Annotated in this window: 17 protein-coding genes and 1 pseudogene; 9 read left to right on the forward strand and 9 right to left on the reverse strand. The window is 59.8% G+C overall.

What is annotated here, in order from left to right; all coding sequences use genetic code 11:
• Positions 1–388: 388 nt before the first annotated feature.
• Positions 389–1,687: an MFS transporter gene (locus EL257_RS13135; protein WP_126363148.1), complete on the reverse strand. Its 1,299-nt coding sequence runs from the start codon at positions 1,685–1,687 to the stop codon at positions 389–391.
• 352 nt (positions 1,688–2,039) lie between these two features.
• Here EL257_RS13135 and yddG point away from each other — a divergent pair, with 352 nt between their 5' ends.
• Positions 2,040–2,978, forward strand: a complete 939-nt coding sequence (gene yddG / locus EL257_RS13140) for an aromatic amino acid DMT transporter YddG (RefSeq protein WP_126363150.1) — start codon at positions 2,040–2,042, stop codon at positions 2,976–2,978.
• A 2-nt stretch (positions 2,979–2,980) separates the two neighbouring features.
• Here the strand turns inward: yddG and EL257_RS13145 are convergent, their stop codons facing one another.
• From EL257_RS13145 to EL257_RS13160, 4 genes are all read right to left on the reverse strand, one after another.
• Positions 2,981–4,132, reverse strand: a complete 1,152-nt coding sequence (locus EL257_RS13145) for an MFS transporter (protein ID WP_126363152.1) — start codon at positions 4,130–4,132, stop codon at positions 2,981–2,983.
• Positions 4,133–4,293: 161 nt separating this feature from the next.
• Positions 4,294–5,529, reverse strand: a complete 1,236-nt coding sequence (locus EL257_RS13150) for an aromatic ring-hydroxylating oxygenase subunit alpha (protein ID WP_126363154.1) — start codon at positions 5,527–5,529, stop codon at positions 4,294–4,296.
• A 187-nt stretch (positions 5,530–5,716) separates the two neighbouring features.
• A complete protein-coding gene (locus EL257_RS13155) occupies positions 5,717–7,075 on the reverse strand; it encodes an MmgE/PrpD family protein (RefSeq protein WP_126363156.1) in 1,359 nt (452 codons plus the stop codon).
• A 141-nt stretch (positions 7,076–7,216) separates the two neighbouring features.
• Positions 7,217–8,176: a LysR family transcriptional regulator gene (locus EL257_RS13160; protein ID WP_126363158.1), complete on the reverse strand. Its 960-nt coding sequence runs from the start codon at positions 8,174–8,176 to the stop codon at positions 7,217–7,219.
• Between the two features lie 367 nt (positions 8,177–8,543).
• Between EL257_RS13160 and EL257_RS13165 the strand changes: the two genes are divergently transcribed.
• The 8 genes and pseudogenes from EL257_RS13165 (at position 8,544) to EL257_RS13200 (ending at position 18,069) form a co-directional block, all read left to right on the forward strand.
• Positions 8,544–9,578 carry a quaternary amine ABC transporter ATP-binding protein gene (locus tag EL257_RS13165; protein WP_126363160.1) on the forward strand — a complete coding sequence of 345 codons (1,035 nt, stop codon included), beginning with the start codon at positions 8,544–8,546 and terminating at the stop codon, positions 9,576–9,578.
• Between the two features lie 51 nt (positions 9,579–9,629).
• A pseudogene (gene proW, locus EL257_RS13170) lies at positions 9,630–10,581 on the forward strand (glycine betaine/L-proline ABC transporter permease ProW).
• A gap of 42 nt (positions 10,582–10,623) precedes the next feature.
• On the forward strand, positions 10,624–11,646 hold the full coding sequence (proX, locus tag EL257_RS13175; RefSeq protein ID WP_172604481.1) for a glycine betaine/L-proline ABC transporter substrate-binding protein ProX: 1,023 nt from the start codon (positions 10,624–10,626) through the stop codon (positions 11,644–11,646).
• 87 nt (positions 11,647–11,733) lie between these two features.
• Positions 11,734–12,801, forward strand: a complete 1,068-nt coding sequence (locus tag EL257_RS13180) for a GlxA family transcriptional regulator (RefSeq protein WP_126363162.1) — start codon at positions 11,734–11,736, stop codon at positions 12,799–12,801.
• Positions 12,802–12,925: 124 nt separating this feature from the next.
• A complete protein-coding gene (locus EL257_RS13185) occupies positions 12,926–14,242 on the forward strand; it encodes an NAD(P)/FAD-dependent oxidoreductase (protein ID WP_126363164.1) in 1,317 nt (438 codons plus the stop codon).
• 39 nt (positions 14,243–14,281) lie between these two features.
• The gene (locus EL257_RS13190) at positions 14,282–15,610 is read left to right on the forward strand and encodes an MFS transporter (RefSeq protein ID WP_126363166.1); all 1,329 of its coding nucleotides are present in this window, start codon (positions 14,282–14,284) and stop codon (positions 15,608–15,610) included.
• 64 nt (positions 15,611–15,674) lie between these two features.
• Positions 15,675–16,577 (forward strand): dihydrodipicolinate synthase family protein, encoded by a 903-nt coding sequence (locus EL257_RS13195; protein WP_126363168.1) that lies wholly within the window; start codon positions 15,675–15,677, stop codon positions 16,575–16,577.
• Between the two features lies 1 nt (position 16,578).
• Entirely contained in the window at positions 16,579–18,069 is a 1,491-nt protein-coding gene (locus EL257_RS13200; protein WP_126363170.1) for an aldehyde dehydrogenase, read from the forward strand.
• A 95-nt stretch (positions 18,070–18,164) separates the two neighbouring features.
• On the opposite strand, the gene EL257_RS13205 is transcribed toward EL257_RS13200, so the two are convergent.
• From EL257_RS13205 to xylA, 4 genes are all read right to left on the reverse strand, one after another.
• On the reverse strand, positions 18,165–19,301 hold the full coding sequence (locus tag EL257_RS13205; RefSeq protein WP_126363172.1) for a sugar ABC transporter permease: 1,137 nt from the start codon (positions 19,299–19,301) through the stop codon (positions 18,165–18,167).
• A complete protein-coding gene (gene xylG / locus EL257_RS13210) occupies positions 19,302–20,858 on the reverse strand; it encodes a D-xylose ABC transporter ATP-binding protein (protein ID WP_126363174.1) in 1,557 nt (518 codons plus the stop codon).
• A 163-nt stretch (positions 20,859–21,021) separates the two neighbouring features.
• Entirely contained in the window at positions 21,022–22,023 is a 1,002-nt protein-coding gene (xylF, locus tag EL257_RS13215; protein ID WP_126363176.1) for a D-xylose ABC transporter substrate-binding protein, read from the reverse strand.
• A 147-nt stretch (positions 22,024–22,170) separates the two neighbouring features.
• Positions 22,171–23,487, reverse strand: a complete 1,317-nt coding sequence (gene xylA, locus EL257_RS13220; RefSeq protein WP_126363178.1) for a xylose isomerase — start codon at positions 23,485–23,487, stop codon at positions 22,171–22,173.
• Between the last annotated feature and the right edge of the window lie 142 nt (positions 23,488–23,629).

The following is a 23,629-nucleotide window of genomic DNA, read 5'->3' on the forward strand; positions in this document are numbered from 1 at the left end:
TCAGAATTCGGAGTGCCCACAAAATCCAATGTGGGAGCGGTGTGGTCAACCTGGCAGCGACACCGCGCAGATACTGACGCCCACACCCCTGTAGGAGCTGCGGCACGCTGCGATCTTTTGATCTGTTTTAAAGAATCAAAAGATCGCAGCCTCGTTGCACTCGACAGCTCCTACAGGAGGGGGGCTCAGAATTCGGAGTGCCCACAAAATCCAATGTGGGAGCGGTATGGTCAACCTGGCGCCGACACCGCGCAGATACTGACGCCCACACCCCTGTAGGAGCTGCGGCACGCTGCGATCTTTTGATCTTGTTCTAAAGAATCAAAAGATCGCAGCCTCGTTGCACTCGACAGCTCCTACAGAATGCCATGCAATGTGTGAGCGAGGCTCAGCGGGTTTCGCACTGCGGTGAAGGCTCGCCACTCAATGCATCCATCATCGGCGGATGCTCCTGCACTGCTTGGCGCAAGTCTTCGGTGACGCGTAGCTCCGCGCCTGTCGGCGAGAAGGTGGCCGCTGCGGCAAACGGCGCGGGGTTGGCTGGAACCGGGCGTTTGCCGCGGCGCCAGAAGAAAAACGTGACCATGCACAGGTTGACCACGGCGAACACCCAGAACAGGCCGTTGGCGCCGATGGCGTTCATCACCGGCGAAATCATCATCGGGCTGATGGCCGAACCCAGCGAGTTGATCAGCAGCAAGCCTTGAATCATCGGCACCAGCGCTTCGGCAGGAGCGCGGTCGGCGGCGTGGCTGACGGCAACCGGGTACAGCGCAAACACGCCGCCGCCGAGCAGAAACAACATCGCCGCGAGCATCGTCGATGACAACGGCAGCAACACAATCACCAGCGACAACACGGTGCAGGCCAGCGTCAACAGGGTCAGCACCTGCAAGCGATCCTTACGGTCGGACCAGCGTCCGACCGGATATTGCAGGAGCATCGCGCCGAGAATCGTCCAAGCCATCATGCTTCCGACTTCACCGACATTCAGCCCGGTGCGTTGCAGGTACAGCGGCAGCAAGGTGTAGATCGCCGCAATGGTGATGCCCGAGCCGAAACAACCGACCAACCCGGTCGGCGTGACCCCCAGCAACTGCCGGGGCTTGAGCGGCTCGACCTGATCGAGCAATGGCGACACGCGCGGCAGGATCACGATCGGCAGCACTGAAAACGAGGCGAGCATGCCGGCGACCATGAACGGTGCGCTGTCGCCCAGCCCGGTAATCTGCCCCAGCGTCGCCTGGCCGAGCACTCCAGCGCCGTACAGGACGATCATGTACAACGCCAGCAAACGCCCGCGAATCTTCGCGTCGCCCGCCAACAGCAGCCAGCTTTCGATCACCAGAAACACACCGACCGTGGCCCACCCGTTGAGCAGGCGCAGCACGAACCAGCCCCACGTGTCATAAAACAAGCCCTGCAACAGAATGGTCACGGCAATCAGCGACGCGAAGCTGCCGTAAGCGCGGATGTGGCCGATGCGCAGAATCAGGCGGTCGTTGAACAGTGCGCCCAGCGTCAGGCCGATGAAGTAAGCGGACGAAACGATGCCGATCATCGTCGCCGACGCACCGGCGGCGTCCAGGCGCAGGGTGGTCAGCGACGACAGGAAACCGTTGCCCAGGGCAACAATGAACAGCCCGAGCAGGGGCGCCAGCGCCATGGCCAGCAAACGCGGAGACATAAAAACCTCTAGAGATCGAACAGCGCAACGTGCGCTAATGCGCAGGCATGCCAAGCCAAAAATGTGTGGGGTGCGGGGCGGTGGACCTGGACACGTGATTCAGTGTCGCCGGCCATTCGGGAGCGCGCTTTGAGCCTTGCGCCTCCGGGTCTGCGGCGGCAAGAGAGCGCGGGATTCTACGGCTTGTGCGGGATTTGCCAAGTGCTGTTGCCTGCGACGTTAGGACGCAGGCCAGGCAAGGCTCATGACATAACCACAGCGCATCGTTTACACGGCACAAATGTCGCTTTATCAGGCCCGTTGCACTGGTTAGCCTGTGCGGTCGGGTTGGCAGTTTTAATCAGGGGGCAGGATGCAGATCAGAGGCGAGCGGGCCGCCACCACGTGTGGTTTGGTGGCGATTGTTTTATGGAGTACCGCCGCCGGATTGATCAGGGGCGTCAGTGAACAGTTCGGCCCGCTGGGCGGCGCGGCGATGATTTATTCGTTGGGCGCGATGCTCTTGCTGATGTTTCTTGGACGCCCGCGCATTCGCTCGACGTCAACTCTTTATATTGTGCTCGGCAGCGGCTTGTTCGTTGCCTACGAGGTGTGTCTGTCGCTGGCGCTGGGGTTTGCCAGTGATCGGCAGCAAGCCATTGAACTGGGCGTGGTGAATTATTTGTGGCCGTGCCTGACCGTGGTGCTGGCGATTGTCATGAACGGACAAAAAACCCGCTGGTTCATCGTTCCGGGCTCGGCGCTGGCGATCTTCGGCATCCTGTGGGTTGTCAGCGGTGACGGCTTGTCGCTGCCGGGGATTGTGCGCAATGTTCAGTCCAATCCGCTGAGCTATAGCTTGGCCCTTGCCTGTGCGATCACGTTCGCGCTGTATTGCAACGTCACGCGTCGCTACGCGGGCGGGCAGAATCTGGTGGTGTTGTTTTTTGCGCTGACGTCCGCGGTGCTGTGGCTGAAGTGGTCAGCCAGCCTCGAGCAGATTCCGCCATTCAGTTGGGCAAACTCTCTGGAGCTGCTGGCGGCCGGAATCGCCATGGCCGGTGGTTACGCGTTGTGGAATATCGGCATCCTGCGAGGCAATCTTACGCTGCTGGCGACGGCATCCTACTCGGCGCCTGTGTTGTCCTCGGCGTTTGCCGCGCTGTGGCTGGGCGTAAGTCTTCATGCCCAGTTCTGGCAGGGCGCCGTACTGGTGACGGCGGGCTCGCTGCTCTGTTGGCAGGCGACCCGCCAGCGCGAAGTCTCCCTGGCGGCACCGGTCGAGGTCAGCACTGGCAAGCTTCCTGACTGAGCTCAGGCCTTGAGAAACCTCGCGGCGTAGCTGACAAATAGCAGCAGGACTATCAGGCCACCCAGTGCGACCACCAGAGTGCTGACGTGGGCAACCATGCCAATGAAAGCCGGCCCCATCAGAATTCCGGCATAGCCCATGGAAATGATCGCCGGAATCGCCGTGCGCTGCGGCATATGCTGCTGCCGACCCGCTGCGGTGAACAGCACCGGAACAATGTTCGAGCAGCCGATGCCGACCAAGGCATAGCCCAGCAATGCCGCTTGCCAACTGTCGAGCGCAAGTGACACGAGCATGCCGACCGCCGCGCAGATGCCGCCGAGCGCCACCACGCGCCGGCCACCCAAGCGGCTGACAATCGCGTCGCCGGTGAGGCGGCCAAGGGTCATCGCCGCGGCAAAACACGCGTAACCCAAACCGGCATAGCTGGGTTGCATGTCGCGCTGTGAAGCGAGGAACACCGCGCTCCAGTCGAGCATGGCGCCTTCAGTCAGAAAAACGATAAAGCACAGGCTGCCCAACAACAGCACGATCCCGCGCGGAATCGCAAACAGCGGGCCGTCTCGCTCGGTGCCGTACGGCAGCAGACTTGGCGCAGCCTTGTACAGCGCAGCAAGAATGATCGCCACCAGACACAGCACCGACGGCAAAGGATCCAGGCCCAGGCTGAGCATCGCCGTCATTGCCCCGGCACCGGCGATCCCGCCGACACTGTAGAGTCCGTGGAATCCGGACTGCAGGGTTTCGCCGCTGTTCTTTTCAACGATGATCGACTGGATGTTGATCGCGCAGTCGAGCATGCCCATGCTGGCGCCAAACACCAGCACTGCGAGCGCAAGTCCCGGCAGCCACGCCAGGTAGCTCAATAGGGGCAGCACCGCACACAAGGCGATGGTAGAAGCGACGATCACCGGGCGGCAGCCGAAACGCGCGGTCAGGTAACCGGCAAAGGGCATGGCCACGATCGAGCCGATGCCGAAGACCAGCAACAACAGACCCAGCCCGCCATCGTCGAGCCCCGTGCGGGTTTTGACCAACGGAACCAACGGCGCCCACGCCGACATGACGATGCCAGTAATCAAAAAGACGATGCGCGTGGACACGCGTTCGCCGTAGTTGTCAGAACCACTCAGGGCTGACGTTGAGGTATTCATGATCGGGGCATCCTTTTCGGCGCTTTGTGGCTGCAGGTTTGCGCGAACATCCACCGACAGTTTTGCGCCATCACCGGCCAGCGAAAGACAAAAAAAATCCCCGAGCATCCGCCGGGATGCTCAAGGGAAGAGGGAACGTATGGACGTTGCAGTGAGTGCGATCAGCCTACCGACTTCAGCGGGATCGGCCCTTTGAGCCGGTCGAGCATGGTGGCGCAGTACCAGTCATCGAACTGACAGACGCCGGTTTCCGCCGTTTCCGAGTACGGGCCGGGCTCGTACGAAGGCGAGGTCACGCCACGCTGAGTGCCTTCCACTAATGTGCGGTCCTGATCGTTGGTGGCGATCCACACTTTGGTCAGGCGATCGATATCGTAGTCAACGCCTTCCACCGCCGTTTCAGGCACCAGCCATTTAGTGGTGACCAGGGTTTGCGTCGCGCTGATCGGCAGCACGCGGAAGCTCAGCGCGTGGTCGCCGAGGAAGTGATTCCAGGTCGAGGGATAGTGGAAATACAGCAGCGCGCCGATGTCCGCTTCCGAGGTTTTATCCAGCCGCCCGGCAACGGCGGGCTTGCCGTCCATGGTGTAGCTGACGGCACCGGACGACAGCGGGATTCGGGTCATACGGAACTGGCCATTGATGTCCATCACCAGTCGGCTCGGCAATCCCGCGCTCTCGCATTTGGCCCAATAGGCCGAGAGTTCCGGATCGTCTTCGCCGCTGATGCCGCCAACCGACAGGTTATCGACGAACGAATGCAGCAGTTCGGGGTGCGAGCCGTCGCAGTGGTAGCACTCGCGATTGTTCTCGAAGACCAGTTTCCAGTTGCCTTTCTCGACGATGTTCGACTCGAACGCAACTTTGCAGTTTTCCAGATAATGTGGCGCGACAAACGGGCTTACGGCCTTGCGGAAGCCTTCGAAATCGGGGGCTTTGGCGGCAACGCAGACGTAGATATAGGTATCGACGATTTCGCAGTGCACGCTTTTCAGGTTGTATTGCGACTTGTCGAAATCCTGGCCCATGTTGCCGGCGAACAACAGATTGCCGTCCAGTTCGTACGTCCATTTGTGATAAGGGCAAACCATCTTCGCCACTTTGCCGTGATCGGCCTCACAGATTTTCGCGCCACGGTGGAGACAGGCGTTGTGAAAGGCGCGGACTTGGCCATCTTTGCCGCGGACCACGGCGACCGGATAGTCACCGATCTGCAGGGTGAAATATTGCCCTGGCTTGGTGATTTCGAATGTATGGCCGGCGAAGATCCAGTCCTTGTGCCAGATCTGCTCAAGATCCTGACGGTAAACGCTTTCACTGCTGTAGAGCGCGCCGGGCAGCGAGTGCCAGGGCTTGCGCTGTGCAATCAGATCAAAAACACTGTCTTTATTGTTCATTCTTATCCTCCCAGGACATCCATCTTGAGCGGTCACCTTTAATCGTGACTGGGTAAAATCTGAAAAACCTGCGCTGATTTGCAGTCGGACTCACGACCCGATAGAGGGACGATAGTCTTCAGCCTATATCGCTCGGGACAATCGCCACAAACGACTTTTGCTGCGGGCAATGCATGATTTGCGGTTATCAATGGGTGTCGCGCGACAATCCCGGAACACCGTGGAAAATCGGCTCGAGCGCGGTAATCGCACAGCTTGCCTGAGCGATATTGCTGATCGCGCTTTTCACCGCGGCACTGCGCTCATCACCGAGACCACGGGCAAACAAGTCGAACTTGTCACTCAGTTCATTGACGCTCAACGGCGTTTCGGGATCGCCGCGCGCCGCGGTGAGCGGAGTCACCAGCACTTCGCCATTCTTCAGGGTGACGGTCAGACGCGAGAGGATTTCATCGGGGAATCTGGCGGAGATATCCGCTGCCTCGACAATCTCGATACGCGCGCTCAGAGCCAGGATATCCGGGGCGAGGATCGCTTCTCCGGTGACTTCCTCTGGCCCGACTTTGCCCCTGACGATCAGCGCTGCCAGCGGAAAGGCCAGGGCGTATTGCGCCTGGTCGGCATCGCGCGGGGTATGTCCCTGCAAGCACATCGATTCAAAGAACGTTTCCACGCGCACGGTTTCGATCGCGTCGGCATTGAGCCGAGGGTTTTCGCGCTGCAACTCAAGCATGGCGGTCAGCGCCGGCTGCGCCCAACGACAGACCGGCCAGGGTTTGAAGTATTGACTGTCGATCTCCCAGCGCTGACCAATGTCGGTCCAGTGTTCAGCAACCGTGACATCGTCCACGGTTTCCGCCGGGGCGCCGGTGATGCCTTCCATGGCCATGAACAGCGCGTTCAACCCTGTAAATGCGCCTGCACCGTGGGCATCGCGCAGCATCGTTGGCGCTTGCACCACGCGCATCATCGGGCAGCGCGCGCTGAAGTACTCGGCGATGCCCAAGGCGTGGCGAAACGTGGGCTCATCCAGGCGCAACAAGCGCGCGCCGGCGCATACCACGCCCATCGCGGAAAAACCGCCCGAGGCATGATACGTAGGCGAAGTTGCCATGAGCGCGGAGCCTGCGCGCAACGCCGTCTCGTAACCGATGCACAAAGCGCTCAGCAACTCATGCCCGCTGATGGATTGATGTTGATCATGCAGCGCATCGGCAAGGGCGAGCAGGGCAGGGACGACGGTGGCTCCGGCGTGGCCCTTGGACTTGAAATGACCCTCGTGGGCGTCGAGGCTGTCCGCGCTGAAACCACCGGCCCAGGCTGCACCGAGGACATTGACCCGTGGCCCGCCGAAAATCAGGCGACTACTGTGAGTGCCGGCCGGGTAGTGCCGTTCTGCAAAACGCCGCATCGCGACACTGGTGTCATTGTTCGCAGCACCCGCCATGACGCCGACGATATCGAGCAGGCTGTTTTGAACGATTGCGCGGGTATTGGGCGGGGCATCCAGGAAATCAAAATCGCGACAGAATTCGAAGAGTGACATTCAACAAAGCCCTTCCTGTGAGTGGCGTCGGACCGATCGTGGCCGGCGCCGCTCAACAATGAGTCAGGCACGCGTGTCGCTCCAGCGACATTTTCGTCGGGCAATTGATAACCAAAACGCCCGACAACCGGGCGGATGGCATCAGCGCCGGGGAAACTTCGCCAGAATCCATTCGCGGAAGCGCCGCAATTCGTCTTCATTGTCCGAGTTCTCGCGACAGCTGAGATAATGCCAACTGTTGCGCAACTGCACCTGTTGCTCGATCGGGCGTACCAGCAAGCCTTGCTGCACCAGTGGCGTGACCAGGTGATTCCAGCCCAGCGCAATGCCTTGATGGGTCAGCACCATGCTGATGAGCAGGTTGTAGTCGTTGGCGTTGAAGATTTGCGGGCTGTTGGGCGGACGGTCATCGATGTCGACCGCCTGAAAGGCCAGCCACACGCCCCAGTCGACGTGCTCGGCGACTTGCGAGCGACCGTAGGGGCTGAGATTGAGTAACGCTGAATCGCGCACGCCTTCTATCGTTGAAATCTCTGGGTGCTGCTCCAGGTACTGCGGGGTGCAGACCGGGTAAATCACGTCGTGGCACAGCGGATAGCTTCTATAGCCTTCGCGGATCCGCGAAATCTTGGTGATGAAAATGTCCGGCTGCACGCCGGGCTCCATGGTCAGGAAATTCTGCGTGGTGATCAGATTCAGTTCGATGTCCGGACACTGGGCAAAGAACTCCTGCAGGTGGTTCGATAGCCACAACGCGGAAAACGCCGGGGAACAGCAAACGGTGAGTACCTTCTTGCTCGATTGACTGCTGCGGATGCGTTCCGCGGCCTGGGCGATATTGACGAACGACAGTTGCGCCGCGTCGAAAAACACCGCACCGGCAGCCGTCAGTTCCACCGCGCGGCCGACGCGGGTAAACAGTTGCGCGCCCAGGTAGCTTTCCAGCTCACGAATCTGCCGGCTGATCGCGGCTTGCGAAACGCACAGCGCCTCGGCGGCGCGGGTGAAACTCTCGTATTTGGCGGCAGCGACAAATGCCTTCACAGCCCTCAAGGACGGCATTTTCAGCAGGATGGTGTCAGGGTCGACATGCTTGGTCATTCGTACACTCTCCTAACGATACAGCTCCCCAACGAAGCGCAAGGAGGGTAACGGAACCGTGCGTGGAGGGCCACGCCAGCGTCGCTTTGGGAATAGACCCGGTCGCTCACGGTGCGAAGCACCCGCTCATGGGCGTCCTGCGCCGCAACCGATAACCCGACGTTATCAAATTGTCCCTGTAAATGTAGTTGGATTAAGCGGGGTGATGCTAATAGATTTGAAACATCCCTTATTCCTGGGTCGCCAAAAATAATAAAAGGAAGCCCGTCGTGAAGACATCAATTCATTACCGCTGCCGTTTAAACATTATTTTGCCCGTTTACCTGTCGCTTGCTGCGATAGACGCACGGTGCGAAGGAGGCAAGGTATGACAAGTTCCGACGAGATCATCTGCGTCAAGAATGTGTTCAAAGTCTTCGGTACGCAGCCAGCCCTGGCCATGAAGATGATTGAAGAGGGCGCTACAAAAGCAGAAGTATTCAAGAAGACTGGTCAGGCCATTGGTGTATTTGACGCCAACTTTTCGGTTCGTCGTGGTGAGATTTTTGTGATCATGGGTTTGTCCGGGTCCGGCAAATCGACCATGGTCAGATTGTTCAACCGGCTGATCGAACCCACCTCCGGCAAGATCTTTCTGAATGGCAAGGAAATCACCGGCCTAGCCGATAAAGACTTGCTGCAAGTGCGCCGCAAAGACATGGGCATGGTGTTTCAGTCGTTTGCGTTGATGCCGCACATGAGCGTCATCGACAACATCAGCTTTGGCCTGGAAATCAGCGGCGTCAGCGAGAAAGAACGCTACTGTCGGGCAATGGGCGCACTCGAACAGGTCGGCCTCTCCGGCCAGGAGTTCAGCTTCCCGCATCAACTCTCCGGCGGCATGCAACAGCGCGTCGGCCTGGCCCGCGCCTTGGCCAACGACCCGGCCATCCTGCTCATGGACGAAGCGTTTTCGGCGCTCGACCCGATGATCCGCAGCGAAATGCAGGGCGAGTTGCTCAAGCTTCAGGCCGAGCAGGATCGCACCATCATCTTTATCTCCCACGACATTGAAGAAGCGGTTCGCATCGGTCACCGCATTGCGATCATGGAAGGCGGGCGGGTGGTGCAGATCGGGACACCGCGTGAACTTCTTTGTAATCCGGTGAATAAATATGTCCGCGACTTCTTCAACGGTTTCGATACCAGTCGAATATTGAAGGCCGGCGATATCGCCCAGCAGGACAGCAATGTTGTTTATTTGCCCGGCAGCCAGGCCACGATCAAGGCGGAAGCATCATTGCGCGACATCTTCCATATTGTTGCCGCCTCGGCGACACCGATGCCGGTGGTGGATGAAGTTGGACTTTATAAAGGTTCAATTTCTCAAGGCCACTTACTGAGCTGCCTAAGTAACAGCTGAACTCCGAATAATCAGAATTGATAAAGCAGTTTCTGAGGGCGAGGTAGCACCATGTCAGACTTCAACTATTTAGATCCCTTCCAAAGTCTCAATATACCCTTGGGTTCGTGGGTAGAAACCGCGCTCAAATATCTGGTGAGCAACTTCCGCGAAGTATTCCGTTCAATTCGCTGGCCCGTCGATCAGGTATTGGACGGCGTGCAGTGGAGCCTGCTGTCGGTGCCTCCCACGGTATTCATCATCATTGCCGGACTGATCAGTTGGCAGATCGGCGGCAAGCGCATCGCCATCTTCAGCGTCGCGACGCTTACCGGGCTCGGCCTGATCGGCGTGTGGAACGATGCCATGGTCACGTTGGCGCTGGTGCTGACATCGCTGTTGTTCTGCGCGGTCATCGGCATCCCGCTCGGCATTCTCTGTGCGCGCAGTGATCGCACGGAAATGATCATCCCCAGTGCTCGACGCCATGCAGACGCTCCCGGCGTTCGTTTATCTGGTGCCGGTGGTGATGTTGTTCGGCATCGGCAATGTGCCCGGTGTGATCGTCACCATCATCTTCTCGGTCGCGCCACTGGTGCGCCTGACCAACCTCGGCATCCGCCAGGTGCCGGCGGACAAGGTCGAAGCGGCGCGCGCATTCGGCTGCACGGCTACGCAAATGCTGATGAAGGTGCAGTTGCCCCTGGCGGCGCCGACGATGATGGCCGGGCTCAACCAGACGTTGATGCTGTCGCTGTCGATGGTGGTGGTCGCTTCGATGATCTCGGTGGGCGGTCTGGGCTTGATGGTGTTGAGCGGCATCGGCCGCCTCGACATGGGCCTGGCCAGTGTCGGCGGTGCCGGGCTGGTGCTGCTTGCGGTGTTCCTCGATCGCCTGACCCAAGCCATGGGTGAACGCAGCAGCGATCTGGCTACCGGCCAACGCTGGTACCAGTCCGGCCCGCTGGGGCTGGTCATGAAATTCAAGAAAAAGAAGAACGTTGCACGTCCAGTGACGAATTAAGTTGGCCTGCTCACCCCTCAACAATTCCAAGCGTGGTGAAACATGAAACTGACAAATCTCAAGAAAAGCATGGTTGCGAGCCTGGTGGCTTCGGTGTTCGGCACGCTGCTCTGCTCGGCGGTTTACGCAGCCGATGCCAACAAGCCCGGCGCCGGTGTATCGATCACGCCGATTTTCCCGACCATCGCCGAAGAACGTTTTCGCGGTGAGGTGGTGCTCGCCGGCCTGAAGGAGCTTGGCTATGACGTCAAAGCGCCGAAAGAGGTCGACTACCCGGCAATGTTCCTCGCGCTCTCTTACGGCGATGCGGATTTCACCGTGCATGAGTGGGAACACTTGCACGAAGCATTCTATGAGAAGGCCGGCGGCGATGACGTGATGGTCAAGGTCGGGCAAGTCATGAAAGGCGTGCTGCAGGGCTACATGATCGACAAGAAAACCGCCGAGGCTTATCAGATCAAAGATTTGTCCGATCTGAAGAAGCCGGAGATCGCCAAGCTGTTCGACAGCAACGGCGACGGCAAGGCCGATCTGACCGGCTGCAACCCGGGCTGGGGCTGCGAAATCATGGTTGAACACCACATGAAAGCCTATGGCCTCGGCCCGACCGTGGTCGACAACCGCGGCTCTTACTTTGCGCTGATGGCCGACACCATCGCGCGCTATCAGCAAGGCAAACCGGTGCTGTTCTTTACGTGGGTGCCGCAGTGGATCGCCAGCGTGCTGGTTGAGGGCCGCGACGTGGTCTGGCTGCCGGTGCCGTTCACTTCGCTGCCGGACGGCAAGGAAAGCAAGGACACATTCCACGACGGCAAGAACCTCGGTTTCCCGGTCGACACGGTCAATGCGGTGATGAACAAAGAGTTCGCCGAGGAGAACCCGGTCGCGCGCAAGTTTCTCTCGGAAGTCAGCATTCCGACCAGCGCTGAAAGTGCGCAGAACCTGCGCATGCAGAAGGGTGAAAAGTCGCTCGCCGACATCAAGCGGCATGCCGCGGAATGGATCAAGGCCAATCAGCAGGCCTACGACGGCTGGTTGAGTGACGCCCGCGCGGCAGCGAAGTAATCGGTTCGACCACGTTCTGGCGGCGGGGATGCGTGCCGCCAGAACGCAAGGTCGTCGTTTCAAATGATGGAGAGTGGGTAAAGCGTGATGGAAACATTCCAGAGTCCGTTGAAACAACAGAACATCGGGTTTCGACAATCCACGGCGATGTCGGGTCATGAGCGTGTCGTGCGGGTAGCCTTTGTTCTGCTCGATCATTTTTCGCTGACGACCCTTTCAACAGCGATGGATGCCTTGGCAACCGGCAACCTGATCAACGGCGACACGCTGTACAAAGTGTCGATCTATTCACTTCAGGGTGGGCCGGTCGAGAGTGATATCGGCGTTCCGTTGTCCTCACAGCGATTGATGGCGGACGGTTTCAATTACGATGCGCTGATTGTGATCGGCGGTCAGCGCGTGCGGTTGGCGGCGCAACCGTTGCTGCGTCGAGTGCTGAAAAAAACCGCCGCCAAAGGCATCGTCGCCGGCTGCTGGAATGGCGCTTTTTATCTGGCCGACGCCGGGTTGCTTGATGCACAGGAGTTTGCCTGCCACAGCGACAGTTGCGCGCTGCTCAGTGAGTACTTCCCGCAGTTGCAAGTGTCCGGACTGGACTTCACCTGCGCCCAACGCCGCGCCACTTGCGCCAATGCCCAGGCGGCGCTGGATATGACTCTGGCGATTATGCAGGAGCTGGGCTCGCGCAACGACGCGGCGCTGGTCGATGAAATCAAGCGGGTGCATCAGCCACGCCAGCGCCATCCAAAGCTGTCGGCTGCCGATGAAAACATCCGTCATTCATCGATCCCGAAGCCGTTGAACATCGCGCTCAATCTGATGGAAAAAAACATCGAAGAACCGATGGAAATCGATGAGATTGCCAGCCAGGTCGGCGTGTCACGCCGGCAATTGGAACGAAGGTTTGCCCGCTACCTCAACGCAGCACCGAATCGTTATTACCTGGAGCTGCGGTTGACCCGCGCGCGGCAACTGATCGTGCAAAGTGATCGCTCAATGACCGATGTGGCGCTGGCCACCGGGTTTGTCAGCTATCCGCACTTCTATAAGCGCTTCAAGGACCTGTTCGGCTTACCGCCGATGAGCTTCCGCGATTATTACTACTCCAGCGACTGTGCCAATAGCGGGCGTTATGCCGTAGTCGCCAATTATTGATTCAAGCGCTCGATTTACTGTTTCAACGAAGTCCGTTTTTACAAGTTTCCCGATCAACGCCACTGCGTGCGTTCGCTTTGTGCCGCGTGCGTTTTGCAACTTCACCGATTAACGGTTCAACACTATGAAAGTCAGTTCATTACCCGCCGATGATGATAGCTGTGGCTGGTTTCATTTGAGTAAGCCGCGCAGCCCCGCGCCTGCGCACCGCGGCCATCGTGCAGCGCGGTGGGTAATCATTGGCGCCGGGTTCACCGGGCTCGCTTGCGCGCGGCAACTCGCGTTGAATTTTCCCGACGACGAAGTTGTGTTGGTCGAAGCGCAGGAGGTCGGGCTCGGGCCATCGGGGCGCAATGCCGGATTTGCCATTGATCTGCCCCATGACATCGGCGCCGACGATTACATCGGTGACATCACACTGGCGCGCACCAGTCTGAAATTGAACCTGGCCGGACAATCGATCCTTCGCGATCTGGTCGATCAATACAGCATCGACTGCCAGATGAAGGCGTGCGGCAAGTATCAGGCGGCAGTGGAAAATCGCGGGATTGCCGTACTCGATGCGTATCGTCGTGGTCTGGAGAAACTCGATCAACCGTTTCAAATGATCGATGCCGACGAGTTGCCGGAACATCTGGGTACGCGCTTTTATCGCAAGGCTTTGTTCACGCCCGGCGCGATTTTGTTGCAGCCGTCTGGACTGGTGAAGGGCCTGGCCGAGCATCTGCCGGCGAACGTGACGCTGTATGAGCGCACGCCAATTCTGGAAGTGGAATACGGCGCCAAGACCCTTCTCACACATGCTCACGGCAGCATTACCGCCGACAAACTGATCCTGGCGAACAATTCGTTCGGCATGCGCTTCGGTTTCCTCCAAGGGCGGATGTTGCCGATCTACACCTACGCCAGCATCACCCGGCCGCTGACCGAAGAAGAGCAGGCGCGCCTGGGCGGCAAACCGTTCTGGGGCGCGATTCCGGCGGACCCGTTCGGCACCACGGTGCGGCGCACGCCGGACAACCGCTTGCTGATTCGCAACAGTTTCACTTTCAACCCGGACGGCCGCAGCAACCGCAAGTACAACGAGCGTTTCGTGCGTCGGCACAAAGCCTCGTTCGATCAGCGTTTCCCGATGTTGCCGGACGTGACGTTCGACTACACCTGGGGCGGCGCACTGGCAATGTCGCGCAATCACAACGGCTTCTTCGGTGAACTGGCGCCAAACGTTTATGGCGCGCTGGGCTGCAACGGGCTCGGAGTCACACGCGGAACCGTCACCGGCAAGTTGCTCGCCGACTGGCTGGCCGGCGAGCGCGGCGGGTTGATCGATTTCCTTTTGCAGGCGCCCGGACCCAACAGTAATCCGCCAGAACCTCTGCTGTCGCTCGGGGTGAACATGAACCTCAAGTGGGGGCAGTACCGCGCCGGGAGAGAAAGCTGAGTCTCCGGTTGCCTGAAGTCGCGAAGATAAGGACTAGCAATGAATAATGTGAGTGTTTCAATCGAAGACGTGCCGCTCAATGGCTTTCATCGTCTGTTGACGATCCGTTCTGCCGGTGGCTCGCTGGTCGACGGCTACGTGCTGAGCATCATCGGCGTGGCGCTCATTCACATGTCGAGGTCTTTGGCGCTGGATGATTTCTGGCAGGGCATGATTGCCGCCTCGGCGCTGATCGGGATTTTCTTTGGCGGCTTTCTCGGCGGCTGGCTGACCGACGTCATGGGCCGCAGACGTCTGCTGTTCGCCGGCCCGACCTTGTTCGTCCTCGCCTCGCTGGGCCAGCTCTGGGCGGACTCGGCCGCTGTGCTGTTCGTGCTCAGATTGCTCCTGGGTGTTGCGGTGGGCATCGAGTACCCGGTGGCGACCTCGCTGCTGGTCGAATTCCTGCCGAAGAAGTATCGCGGCCCGCGTCTGGCAATGCTGACGATTTGCTGGTTCGCCGGTGCGGCGTTGGCCTATATCGTCGGCGAATTGATGTTCAAGGTCTGGGGCTCGGATGCCTGGCGCTGGGTGCTCGCCAGCGCCGCCGTCATCGGCGCGATCCTGTTTCTGGTGCGCATCGGTACGCCCGAATCGCCGCGCTGGCTGTTGAGCAAGGGGCGGGCGGCAGAAGCCGAGGTGATCATCAAAAAGATCTACGGAGACGACTTCTCCCTGGCCAATCTGCCCGAGCAGGCAACCGGCGCCAAACTGACGATTTTCAATCTGGTGCACTCCGGTTATGGCAAACGCATGCTGTTTGTCGTGGTGTTCTGGACCTGCTCGGTGGTGCCGCTGTTCGCCGTGTACGCGTTCGCGCCAAAGGTTTTGGCCGCATTGGATCTGCGGGGCGACTGGGCGTCGCTGGGTTCGGTGGCGATCACACTGTTTTTCGTTCTGGGCTGCGTGATTTCCACCCGCATCATCAATCGCGTGGGGCGGCGAAATCTGCTGATCTACAGCTTTTTGTGCTCGGGGCTGGCATTGCTCGGGCTGGCCATCGGGCACGCCGGGCCGAGTCTGCTGGTGCTGTTCTTCTTCGCGGTCTACGCGCTGTTCATCGGTGGCGCTCAAGTGCTGACACTGGTGTATCCCAACGAACTTTTCCCCACGGAAATCCGCGCCTTTGCGGTGGGCGTCGGCACCTCGCTGTCGCGCATTGGTGCCGCGGCAGGCACTTATCTGGTGCCGATTTCCCTAAGCCAGTTGGGCATCGCTCAAACCATGTACGTCGCGGCGGCGGTCACCCTGGTCGGGCTGATTCTGTCATGGATCCTCGCGCCGGAAACCCGCTCGCTCAACCTGCAACAAGCGGCCTCACTCAATTAACCACGCTGCCCCGGCGTGCAAGTCGGGGCGCGCATCAAACACATTGAACCCCTGGAGACACGCAATGAACTTTGACGGAATTTTCACCCCAGCCATTACTCCGCTGGCCGCCGATGGCCAGATCGACTACTCGGCGTTCTCCGAGGTGCTCGAATACCTGATCGAGTCCAGAGTTCACGGCATCGTGATTGGCGGTTCGACCGGCGAATACTACGCGCACACCGCCGAGGAGCGCGTTGCCGTGGCCGAGCGGGCAAAAGATGTGATTCGCGGTCGTTTGCCACTGGTCATTGGCACCGGCGGCATTCGCACGGAAGACTCGGTGTACTTCGCCGAGAAAGCCAAATCACTCGAAGCGGATGCCATTCTGGTTGGCTCGCCGCCCTATGCGCTGCCGACGCAGAAGGAAATTGCCGCCCACGTGCTCGCCGTGGACAAGGCTGCCGGCCTGCCGATCATGCTTTACAACTATCCGTCGCGAATGGGTGTCGCCATGGGCGACGAATTTTTCGAAGCCATCGCGGGTTGCCAGAACATCGCCGCGATCAAGGAAAGTTCAGGGGAGATGAGTCGCCTGCACCGCCTGGCGCATGCGCATCCGTCGATCCAGTTGTCGTGCGGCTGGGACGATCAAGCGCTGGAGTTTTTCGCATGGGGCGCGCGCAGCTGGGTGTGCGCCGGTTCCAATTTCATCCCGCGCGAACACATTGCGCTCTACGAAGCCTGTGTGCTGGAGAAGAACTTCGACAAGGGCCGGCGGATCATGTCGGCGATGTTGCCGCTGATGGATTTCCTCGAGAGCGGCAAGTTTGTGCAGTCAATCAAACATGGCAGCCGACTCAGCGGCCTGCGTGCCGGCGGCGTGCGCGCGCCGCTGCAAGCGCTGGAACCTGCCGAGGAGCAGGCATTGGAAAGCGTGATCAAAACCCTGCAGAAAAATGTCGCGCGGATCGTCGAGGAGGCTTGAAATGGCAGACCTGTTGAGCAAAGAGCAATACCGTGAACTGGCGGCGACGCTGGAGTTTCGCAATCAGGCGTTCATCAATGGCCAGTTTTGCGCCGCGCGGTCGGGCAAGACCTTTACCACTACCAACCCGGCCACCGAGCAGGTGCTGACTGAAATTGCCGCGTGCAATGCCGACGATGTCGAAGATGCGGTCGCGGCGGCCAAGCAGGCTTTCGATGATGCGCGCTGGCATTCGCTGGCGCCGGCGGCGCGCAAGTCAGTGCTGCAGCGCTTCGCCCAGTTGCTGGAGGACAACGCCCATGAGCTGGCGGTGCTGGAAAGCCTGGACAGCGGCAAGCCGATTCGTGAGTGCCAGAACATCGACGTGCCGGAAACCATTCATACGTTGCGCTGGCACGCCGAGCTGATCGACAAGATCTATGACGCCACGGCGCCCGTCGGCTCCGGTGCGGTGACCATGGTCGTGCGCGAGCCGATTGGCGTCGTCGGTCTGGTGTTGCCGTGGAACTTCCCGCTGCTGATGCTGGCCTGGAAAATCGGTCCGTCGCTGGCCGCAGGCTGTTCGATTGTGGTCAAACCGGCGAAGGAAACCACGCTGAGCACCTTGCGCGTCGCCGAACTGGCGCATCAGGCGGGAATTCCCGCCGGCGTGTTCAACGTAGTGCCTGGAGGCGGCAAGGAGGCGGGCGAACCGCTCGGCCGTCACCCGGACGTGGCCATGGTCAGCTTCACCGGTTCGACGGACACCGGGCGGCTGTTCCTCAAATATTCCAGCGAATCGAATCTGAAACGCATTGTGCTGGAGTGCGGTGGCAAAAATCCGGCCGTGGTGATGAACGACGTCGAGGACATTGACGTTGTCGCGCAACACGTGGTCAACGGCGCGTTCTGGAACATGGGCGAAAACTGCTCGGCGTCGTCGCGGTTGATCGTTCACGCCGACGTCAAGGATGAGCTGCTGCAGCGTGTTCAGGTGCACTTGGGCGACTGGAAAATGGGCGATCCGATGGACCCGGAAAACCGCCTGGGTTCGATGATCAGCAAGGCGCATTTCGAGAAGGTGCGCTCGTACCTGGACGTGGCCCGCGAGGAAAGCCTGAGCGTGCTGGTCGGCGGGCAGACCAGCAATAACATCTTCGTCGAGCCGACCATCGTTGACGGCGTGGGTCGCGACAGCCGGCTGTTTCAGGAGGAAATCTTCGGCCCAGTGCTGAGCGTCACCACGTTTCAGACCGTCGATGAAGCCATCGCGCTGGCCAACGATACGGCGTACGGCCTGGCGGCCTCGGCGTACACCGGCAACCTGCGCCACGCGCTGAAACTGTCGCGCGGGATTCGCGCCGGGATCGTCACGGTCAACTGCTTCGGCGAGGGCGATGCCTCAACGCCGTTTGGCGGTTACAAGGAGTCGGGATTCGGCGGGCGCGACAAATCGATCTGGGCGCACGACCAGTACACCGAGCTGAAAACCATCTGGATCGACGCTTCCTGAGGCAATTTTGCATCGATAACCCATCGCCCCGACCACTGCATTGAGTGGCGGGGCGATTTTGTTCGCGCGATCCATTTACTCCCCGGCTCAACGGCTCAACGACGCCCGGTGCGCGTGCTCACGTCGACCCACACCGCCAACACCAGAATGCTGCCCTTGACGATCATCTGCCAATAACTGTCGACGTCGAGCATCGACATGCCGTTGTCGAGGCTGGTGATGACCAGCGCGCCGAGGAGGGCGCCGTAGACCGTGCCGGAGCCACCGCGCATGGAGGTGCCACCGATGAAGCAAGCGGCGATGGCGTCGAGTTCGCCCATGCTGCCCGCCGAAGGCGATCCGGCCGCCAGACGCGCGGTATTGACCACGCCGGCGAGGGCGCACATCACGCCCATGATCCCGAAAATCCACAGCTTCACCGCTTGCACATTGATCCCGGACAGGCGGGTGGCTTCCATGTTGCTGCCCACGGCGTAGACGCGGCGGCCAAACACGGTCTGACTGGTGACGTAGCTGAAAACGCCCAGCAAAATCAGCAACAGCAGAACCGGCACCGGTATGCCGTCGTAGCTGTTGAGCGTCTGCACAAAGCCGGCCAGCACCGCACCGATCACCAGCACCCGCACCACATCACGCACCAGCGAATGCGCGGCCAACCCATGCAGGGCGCGATTGCGTCGCTGTTTCCAGGTCAGGAACACCGTCAACGCGAACAGCAGAACGCCCAGGCCAGTGCCGATCGCATGGGGCAGATAACCCTGGCCGATGTAGACCAGTTCCGGCGAGACCGGGGCGATGGTCGTGCCGCCAGTGATGCCCAACAGAATCCCGCGAAACGCGAGCATCCCGCCAAGGCCGACGATGAACGACGGAATGCGCAGATACGCGGCCATGTAGCCGTTGGCGAGACCGATTATCAATCCACACAGGGCGACCAGACTGAGGTTGGCGAGCAGCGGGATGTGATAGACCACGTCGAGAATCGCCGCAAGGCCACCGAGCAATCCGAGTAATGAGCCGACCGACAAATCGATCTCGCCGCTGATGATCACCAGCACCATGCCGCAGGCCAAAATTCCGGTGATCGACATTTGCCGCAGCAGGTTGGAGAGGTTGCGCGGGGTCAGAAATCCGCCCTCGGTCTGCCAGCTGAAGAACAGCCAGATAAACACCACGGCAAACACCAGCGCGAGCATCTTGTAGCGGGTGAACAGTTGTTTGACCTGATTCATTTACGCGGTTTTCCGATCATTATTGTTATGGCTGCCAGGTTGGCTGAGGGCGGCGGCGAGCAACTGTTCCTGGGTGAGGTTGTGGTTGACGAAGTCGCCGCGCAACTGGCCTTCGCCGATCACCAGCACGCGGTCGGACACGCCGAGCACTTCGGCCAGTTCCGAGGAAACCATGATGATCGACACGCCGGCGGCGGCCAGCGCGCCCATCAATTTGTAGATTTCATATTTGGCGCCGACGTCCACCCCGCGGGTCGGCTCGTCGAGGATCAGCACCCGCGGTTTGGCCAGCAGCATTTTTGCGAGCACGGCTTTCTGCTGATTGCCGCCCGACAGGCTGGTGATCGGCAGGAACGGGCTGGCGGTCTTGAGGTGCAGACGGGAGATTTCCCGGTCGATGCAGCCCAGTTCCGCTTCGGCATCGATGCGCGTCAGTTTCGAATAATTGTCGAGTACGGCGAGGGTGATGTTCTGACCGACGCCGAGGTCGGGAATGATGCCTTGGCGTTTGCGGTCTTCGGGGACAAGACACAGGCCGGCGCGGATGGCTTTGAGCGGCGTGCAGGTGTCGATTGGCTGACCATCGAGCCAGACTTCGCCGTCCTGGCGGCCGGGATAGGCGCCGAACAGCGCGGTCACCAGTTCGGTGCGGCCAGCGCCCACCAGCCCGGCAATGCCGAGGATCTCGCCGCGCTTGAGACTGAACGAGACGTCGTCGACGCGTTTACGCTTGGGGTTGTCGACGTCGTAACACGTGATGTGCCGCGCCTCGAAAATCACTTCGCCAATGTCGTGCGGCTCGCTGGGGTAAAGGTTGCTCATTTCGCGACCGACCATCTGCGTGATGATCTGCGCAATGTCCATGTCGGCCATGGCGGTGGTGGCGATGTGTTTGCCGTCGCGGATCACCGAAATGGTGTCGCACACGGCGGCGACTTCATCGAGTTTGTGCGAGATATAGACGCAGGCGACGCCCTTGGCCTTGAGGTCGCGGATGATGTCCAGCAACACTTCGATTTCCGAGCGGCTCAGGGCCGAGGAGGGCTCGTCGAGAATCAACAGGCGTGCCTGCTTGTTCAGCGCCTTGGCGATTTCCACCAGCTGCTGATAGCCGCCGCCGTACTGCGACACCGGCAGCGATACGTTCATGTCAGGCACTTTCAATTCGCGCATCAGGGCTTCGGCGCGGTGGATCATCGCCGGATAATTCATGCGCCCGCCGGGCAGTGTCAGTTCATGCCCCATGAAAATGTTTTCGGCCACCGACAGGTCGGGCACCAGGGTCAGTTCCTGGTGAATGATGACGATACCGGCAGCTTCGGTATCGCTGATCGATTGCGCGCGCAGCGGCTCGCCGTCCCAAAGGATTTCACCGTCCCAGGTGCCATGGGGATAGACCGCCGAGAGGATCTTCATCAACGTCGACTTGCCGGCGCCATTCTCGCCGCACAGGCCTACGCACTCGCCGGGGCGAACCTTGATGTCGATGCCATTGAGCGCTTTGACACCGCCAAAGGTTTTGACGATGCCGTTCATTTGCAGCAGATAGTCGGACATAACGAGGGCTCGCATTCCAAAAGCTCAGACACTTGACCTGTGTGGGAGCGAGCCTGCTCGCGAAGGCGTCGGTTCAGACACAGCATGGCTGACTGACACGCCGCCTTCGCGAGCAGGCTCGCTCCCACACGGGTTTTGTATAACCAGAGTTCTTACACTCCGGTTATTTGCCAGCGATTTGCGCCTTGGTGTAGAAGCCGTCCTGTTCGAGCAGGTCGATGTTGTTCTTGGTCAACGGCGTCGGTGTGAGCAGGATGGTGTCGACTTTTTTGCTGCCATTGTCGTACTGCGAGGTGTAGGCCGGTTTCTCGCTGCGCGCCAGTTGCACCGAGAGCTTGGCCGCTTCGGTGGCGATGAGTTTCAGCGGTTTGTAGACAGTCATGGTCTGCGTTCCGGCGATTACCCGCTTGACGGCCGCGAGGTCGGCGTCTTGCCCGGAAATCGGCACCTTGCCGGCCAGTTGCTGCGCGGCCAGTGCCTGAATGGCGCCGCCGGCCGTGGCGTCGTTGGAGGCGACGATGCCGTCGATCTTGTTGTCGTTACGGGTCAGGGCGTTCTCGACGATGCTCAACGCTTCGGTCGGGTTCCATTCCTTGACCCACTGCTGGCCGACAATCTTGATGTCACCCTTGTCGATGGCCGGTTGCAGCACCTTCATCTGGCCTTCGCGCAGGATCTTGGCGTTGTTGTCGGTGGGCGCACCGCCGAGCAGGAAGTAATTTCCCTTGGGCGCCGCTTTCAGCACGCCGCCAGCCTGCATCTCGCCGACCTTTTCGTTATCGAAGGAAATGTAGGCGTCGACATCGGCGTTGAGAATCAACCGGTCGTAAGAAACAACCTTGATCCCGGCTTTCTTCGCCTCGGCGACTGCGTTGGTCAGCACCGTGGCGTTGAACGGCACGATGACGATCACGTCGACGCCACGGGAGATGAGGTTTTCGATTTGTGAGATCTGCTTCTGCTCGTTGGCATCCGCCGATTGCACGAAGACCTTGGCGTCCATTTTTTCTGCGGCCGCGACGAAGTAATCGCGGTCGCGCGACCAGCGTTCCAGGCGCAGGTCATCAATGGAGAAACCGATTTTCGGGTGGGTGGCGTCAGCCATCACCGGCAGCGACAACAACGCCAGGGCACTGGCCAACAGCGTACGTTTCAAGTTCTTCATGGTGGTGCGTCCTTTTATTTTTGTTGGAAAGACACGGCCTGACGATGAATCGGGCTGGTAGAACTGTAGAGAATCTGCCGACGCCGCAGGTACAGAATTGTCGTGCAATTGTCACAGCGTCGTTGCGCCGGCAGAGTCCGTTGGCGATCAGCGATAGAGATAGCGGTTGACGATGTTTTCGAGCATTTCCTGACGGCCGCTGACCGCTTGCGGGTTCAGTTCGTTGCTGAAGGCGTGTTCGGCCAGGGACTGAAGGTTGAAGTCGCCAGCCAGCACTGCCTGGCCAAACGGCTGCCGCCAGCCGGCGTAACGCTGGTCTTTGAGCGCTTGCAACTGATCGTTCTCGACCATGGCGGCGGAGCGCTCGAGCGACAGGGCGAGGACGTCCATGGCGCCGACGTGGCCGTGGAACAGGTCGATTTCGTCGAGACTCTGGCGGCGCACCTTCGAGTCGAAATTGAAGCCGCCATTCTTGAAGCCGCCGGCCTTGAGAATTTCATAAGTGGCCAGAGTCATCTCTTCGACGCTGTTGGGGAATTGATCGGTGTCCCAGCCGTTCTGCGGGTCACCGCGGTTGGCATCGATGCTGCCGAAGATTCCCAGCGAGGCCGCCGTGGCGATTTCGTGATGGAAGCTGTGACCGGCCAAAGTCGCGTGGTTGGCTTCGATGTTGACCTTGATTTCCTTCTCCAGGCCGTACTGCTGGAGGAAGCCGAACACCGTGGCACTGTCGTAATCGTATTGGTGCTTGGTCGGCTCCTGTGGCTTGGGCTCGATCAGCAGGTCACCGGTGAAACCGATCTTGTGTTTGTGCTCGACCACCATGCGCATGAAGCGCCCGAGTTGTTCGCGCTCGCGTTTCAGGTCGGTATTGAGCAGTGTTTCGTAACCCTCGCGACCGCCCCACAGCACATAATTCGAACCCTTGAGACGCTGGGTCGCGTTCATCGCGCTGAACACTTGCGCAGCGGCGCAGGCGAATACTTCTGGATCCGGATTACTCGCTGCACCCGCGGCAAAGCGTGGATTGCTGAAGCAGTTGGCGGTGCCCCACAGCAACTTGATGCCGCTGGCTTCCTGATGTTGCTCAAGATGATCGACCATCTTCGCGAAATGCTCGCGATACTCCTTCAGCGAGTTGCCTTCAGGGGCAACGTCGGTGTCGTGAAAGCAGTAATAGTCGATGCCCAGCTTGCTGAAAAACTCGAACGCTGCTTCGGCCTTGCCGATGGCCAGCTCAAGCGGATCGCCGCTGCGTTGCCATGGACGTTTGAAGGTGCCGGCGCCGAACACATCGGAGCCCGGCCAAACGAAGGTGTGCCAATAGCAGGCGGCCATGCGCAGGTGTTCGCGCATGGGTTTGCCAAGGATCAGTTTGTCGGCATCGTAGTGACGGAAGGCGAGGGGAGAATCACTGTCCGGGCCTTCGAAACGAATCGGCTCGACATCGGGAAAGTACTGCATGGGGCCATGTCCTTGTTGTTCTGGGCGGTGTCTCGATACTAGCAACGGCCCCAAGCCTGCTGATTATGAAAAGCATCAACCGACAGTGCGATTTTGCGTATTGAGCTTGAGCGGCTTCGCGCCTAGTCTGTGTCCACAGCCG

This window comes from Pseudomonas fluorescens, assembly GCF_900636825.1.
In the GTDB taxonomy this organism is placed as follows: Bacteria; Pseudomonadota; Gammaproteobacteria; order Pseudomonadales; family Pseudomonadaceae; genus Aquipseudomonas; species Aquipseudomonas fluorescens_BG.

What these genes read in the sequence shown, in the direction of transcription:
- xylG (WP_126363174.1), bottom strand. Translation starts at nt 20,858, where the DNA reads ATGTCCGACTATCTGCTGCAAATGAACGGCATCGTCAAAACCTTTGGC.
- EL257_RS13200 (WP_126363170.1), top strand. Translation starts at nt 16,579, where the DNA reads ATGGCAGACCTGTTGAGCAAAGAGCAATACCGTGAACTGGCGGCGACG.
- proX (WP_172604481.1), top strand. Translation starts at nt 10,624, where the DNA reads ATGAAACTGACAAATCTCAAGAAAAGCATGGTTGCGAGCCTGGTGGCT.
- xylA (WP_126363178.1), bottom strand. Translation starts at nt 23,487, where the DNA reads ATGCAGTACTTTCCCGATGTCGAGCCGATTCGTTTCGAAGGCCCGGAC.
- EL257_RS13195 (WP_126363168.1), top strand. Translation starts at nt 15,675, where the DNA reads ATGAACTTTGACGGAATTTTCACCCCAGCCATTACTCCGCTGGCCGCC.
- EL257_RS13155 (WP_126363156.1), bottom strand. Translation starts at nt 7,075, where the DNA reads ATGTCACTCTTCGAATTCTGTCGCGATTTTGATTTCCTGGATGCCCCG.
- EL257_RS13145 (WP_126363152.1), bottom strand. Translation starts at nt 4,132, where the DNA reads ATGAATACCTCAACGTCAGCCCTGAGTGGTTCTGACAACTACGGCGAA.
- EL257_RS13160 (WP_126363158.1), bottom strand. Translation starts at nt 8,176, where the DNA reads ATGACCAAGCATGTCGACCCTGACACCATCCTGCTGAAAATGCCGTCC.
- EL257_RS13150 (WP_126363154.1), bottom strand. Translation starts at nt 5,529, where the DNA reads ATGAACAATAAAGACAGTGTTTTTGATCTGATTGCACAGCGCAAGCCC.
- EL257_RS13205 (WP_126363172.1), bottom strand. Translation starts at nt 19,301, where the DNA reads ATGAATCAGGTCAAACAACTGTTCACCCGCTACAAGATGCTCGCGCTG.
- EL257_RS13165 (WP_126363160.1), top strand. Translation starts at nt 8,544, where the DNA reads ATGACAAGTTCCGACGAGATCATCTGCGTCAAGAATGTGTTCAAAGTC.
- EL257_RS13180 (WP_126363162.1), top strand. Translation starts at nt 11,734, where the DNA reads ATGGAAACATTCCAGAGTCCGTTGAAACAACAGAACATCGGGTTTCGA.
- yddG (WP_126363150.1), top strand. Translation starts at nt 2,040, where the DNA reads ATGCAGATCAGAGGCGAGCGGGCCGCCACCACGTGTGGTTTGGTGGCG.
- EL257_RS13135 (WP_126363148.1), bottom strand. Translation starts at nt 1,687, where the DNA reads ATGTCTCCGCGTTTGCTGGCCATGGCGCTGGCGCCCCTGCTCGGGCTG.
- EL257_RS13185 (WP_126363164.1), top strand. Translation starts at nt 12,926, where the DNA reads ATGAAAGTCAGTTCATTACCCGCCGATGATGATAGCTGTGGCTGGTTT.
- EL257_RS13190 (WP_126363166.1), top strand. Translation starts at nt 14,282, where the DNA reads ATGAATAATGTGAGTGTTTCAATCGAAGACGTGCCGCTCAATGGCTTT.
- xylF (WP_126363176.1), bottom strand. Translation starts at nt 22,023, where the DNA reads ATGAAGAACTTGAAACGTACGCTGTTGGCCAGTGCCCTGGCGTTGTTG.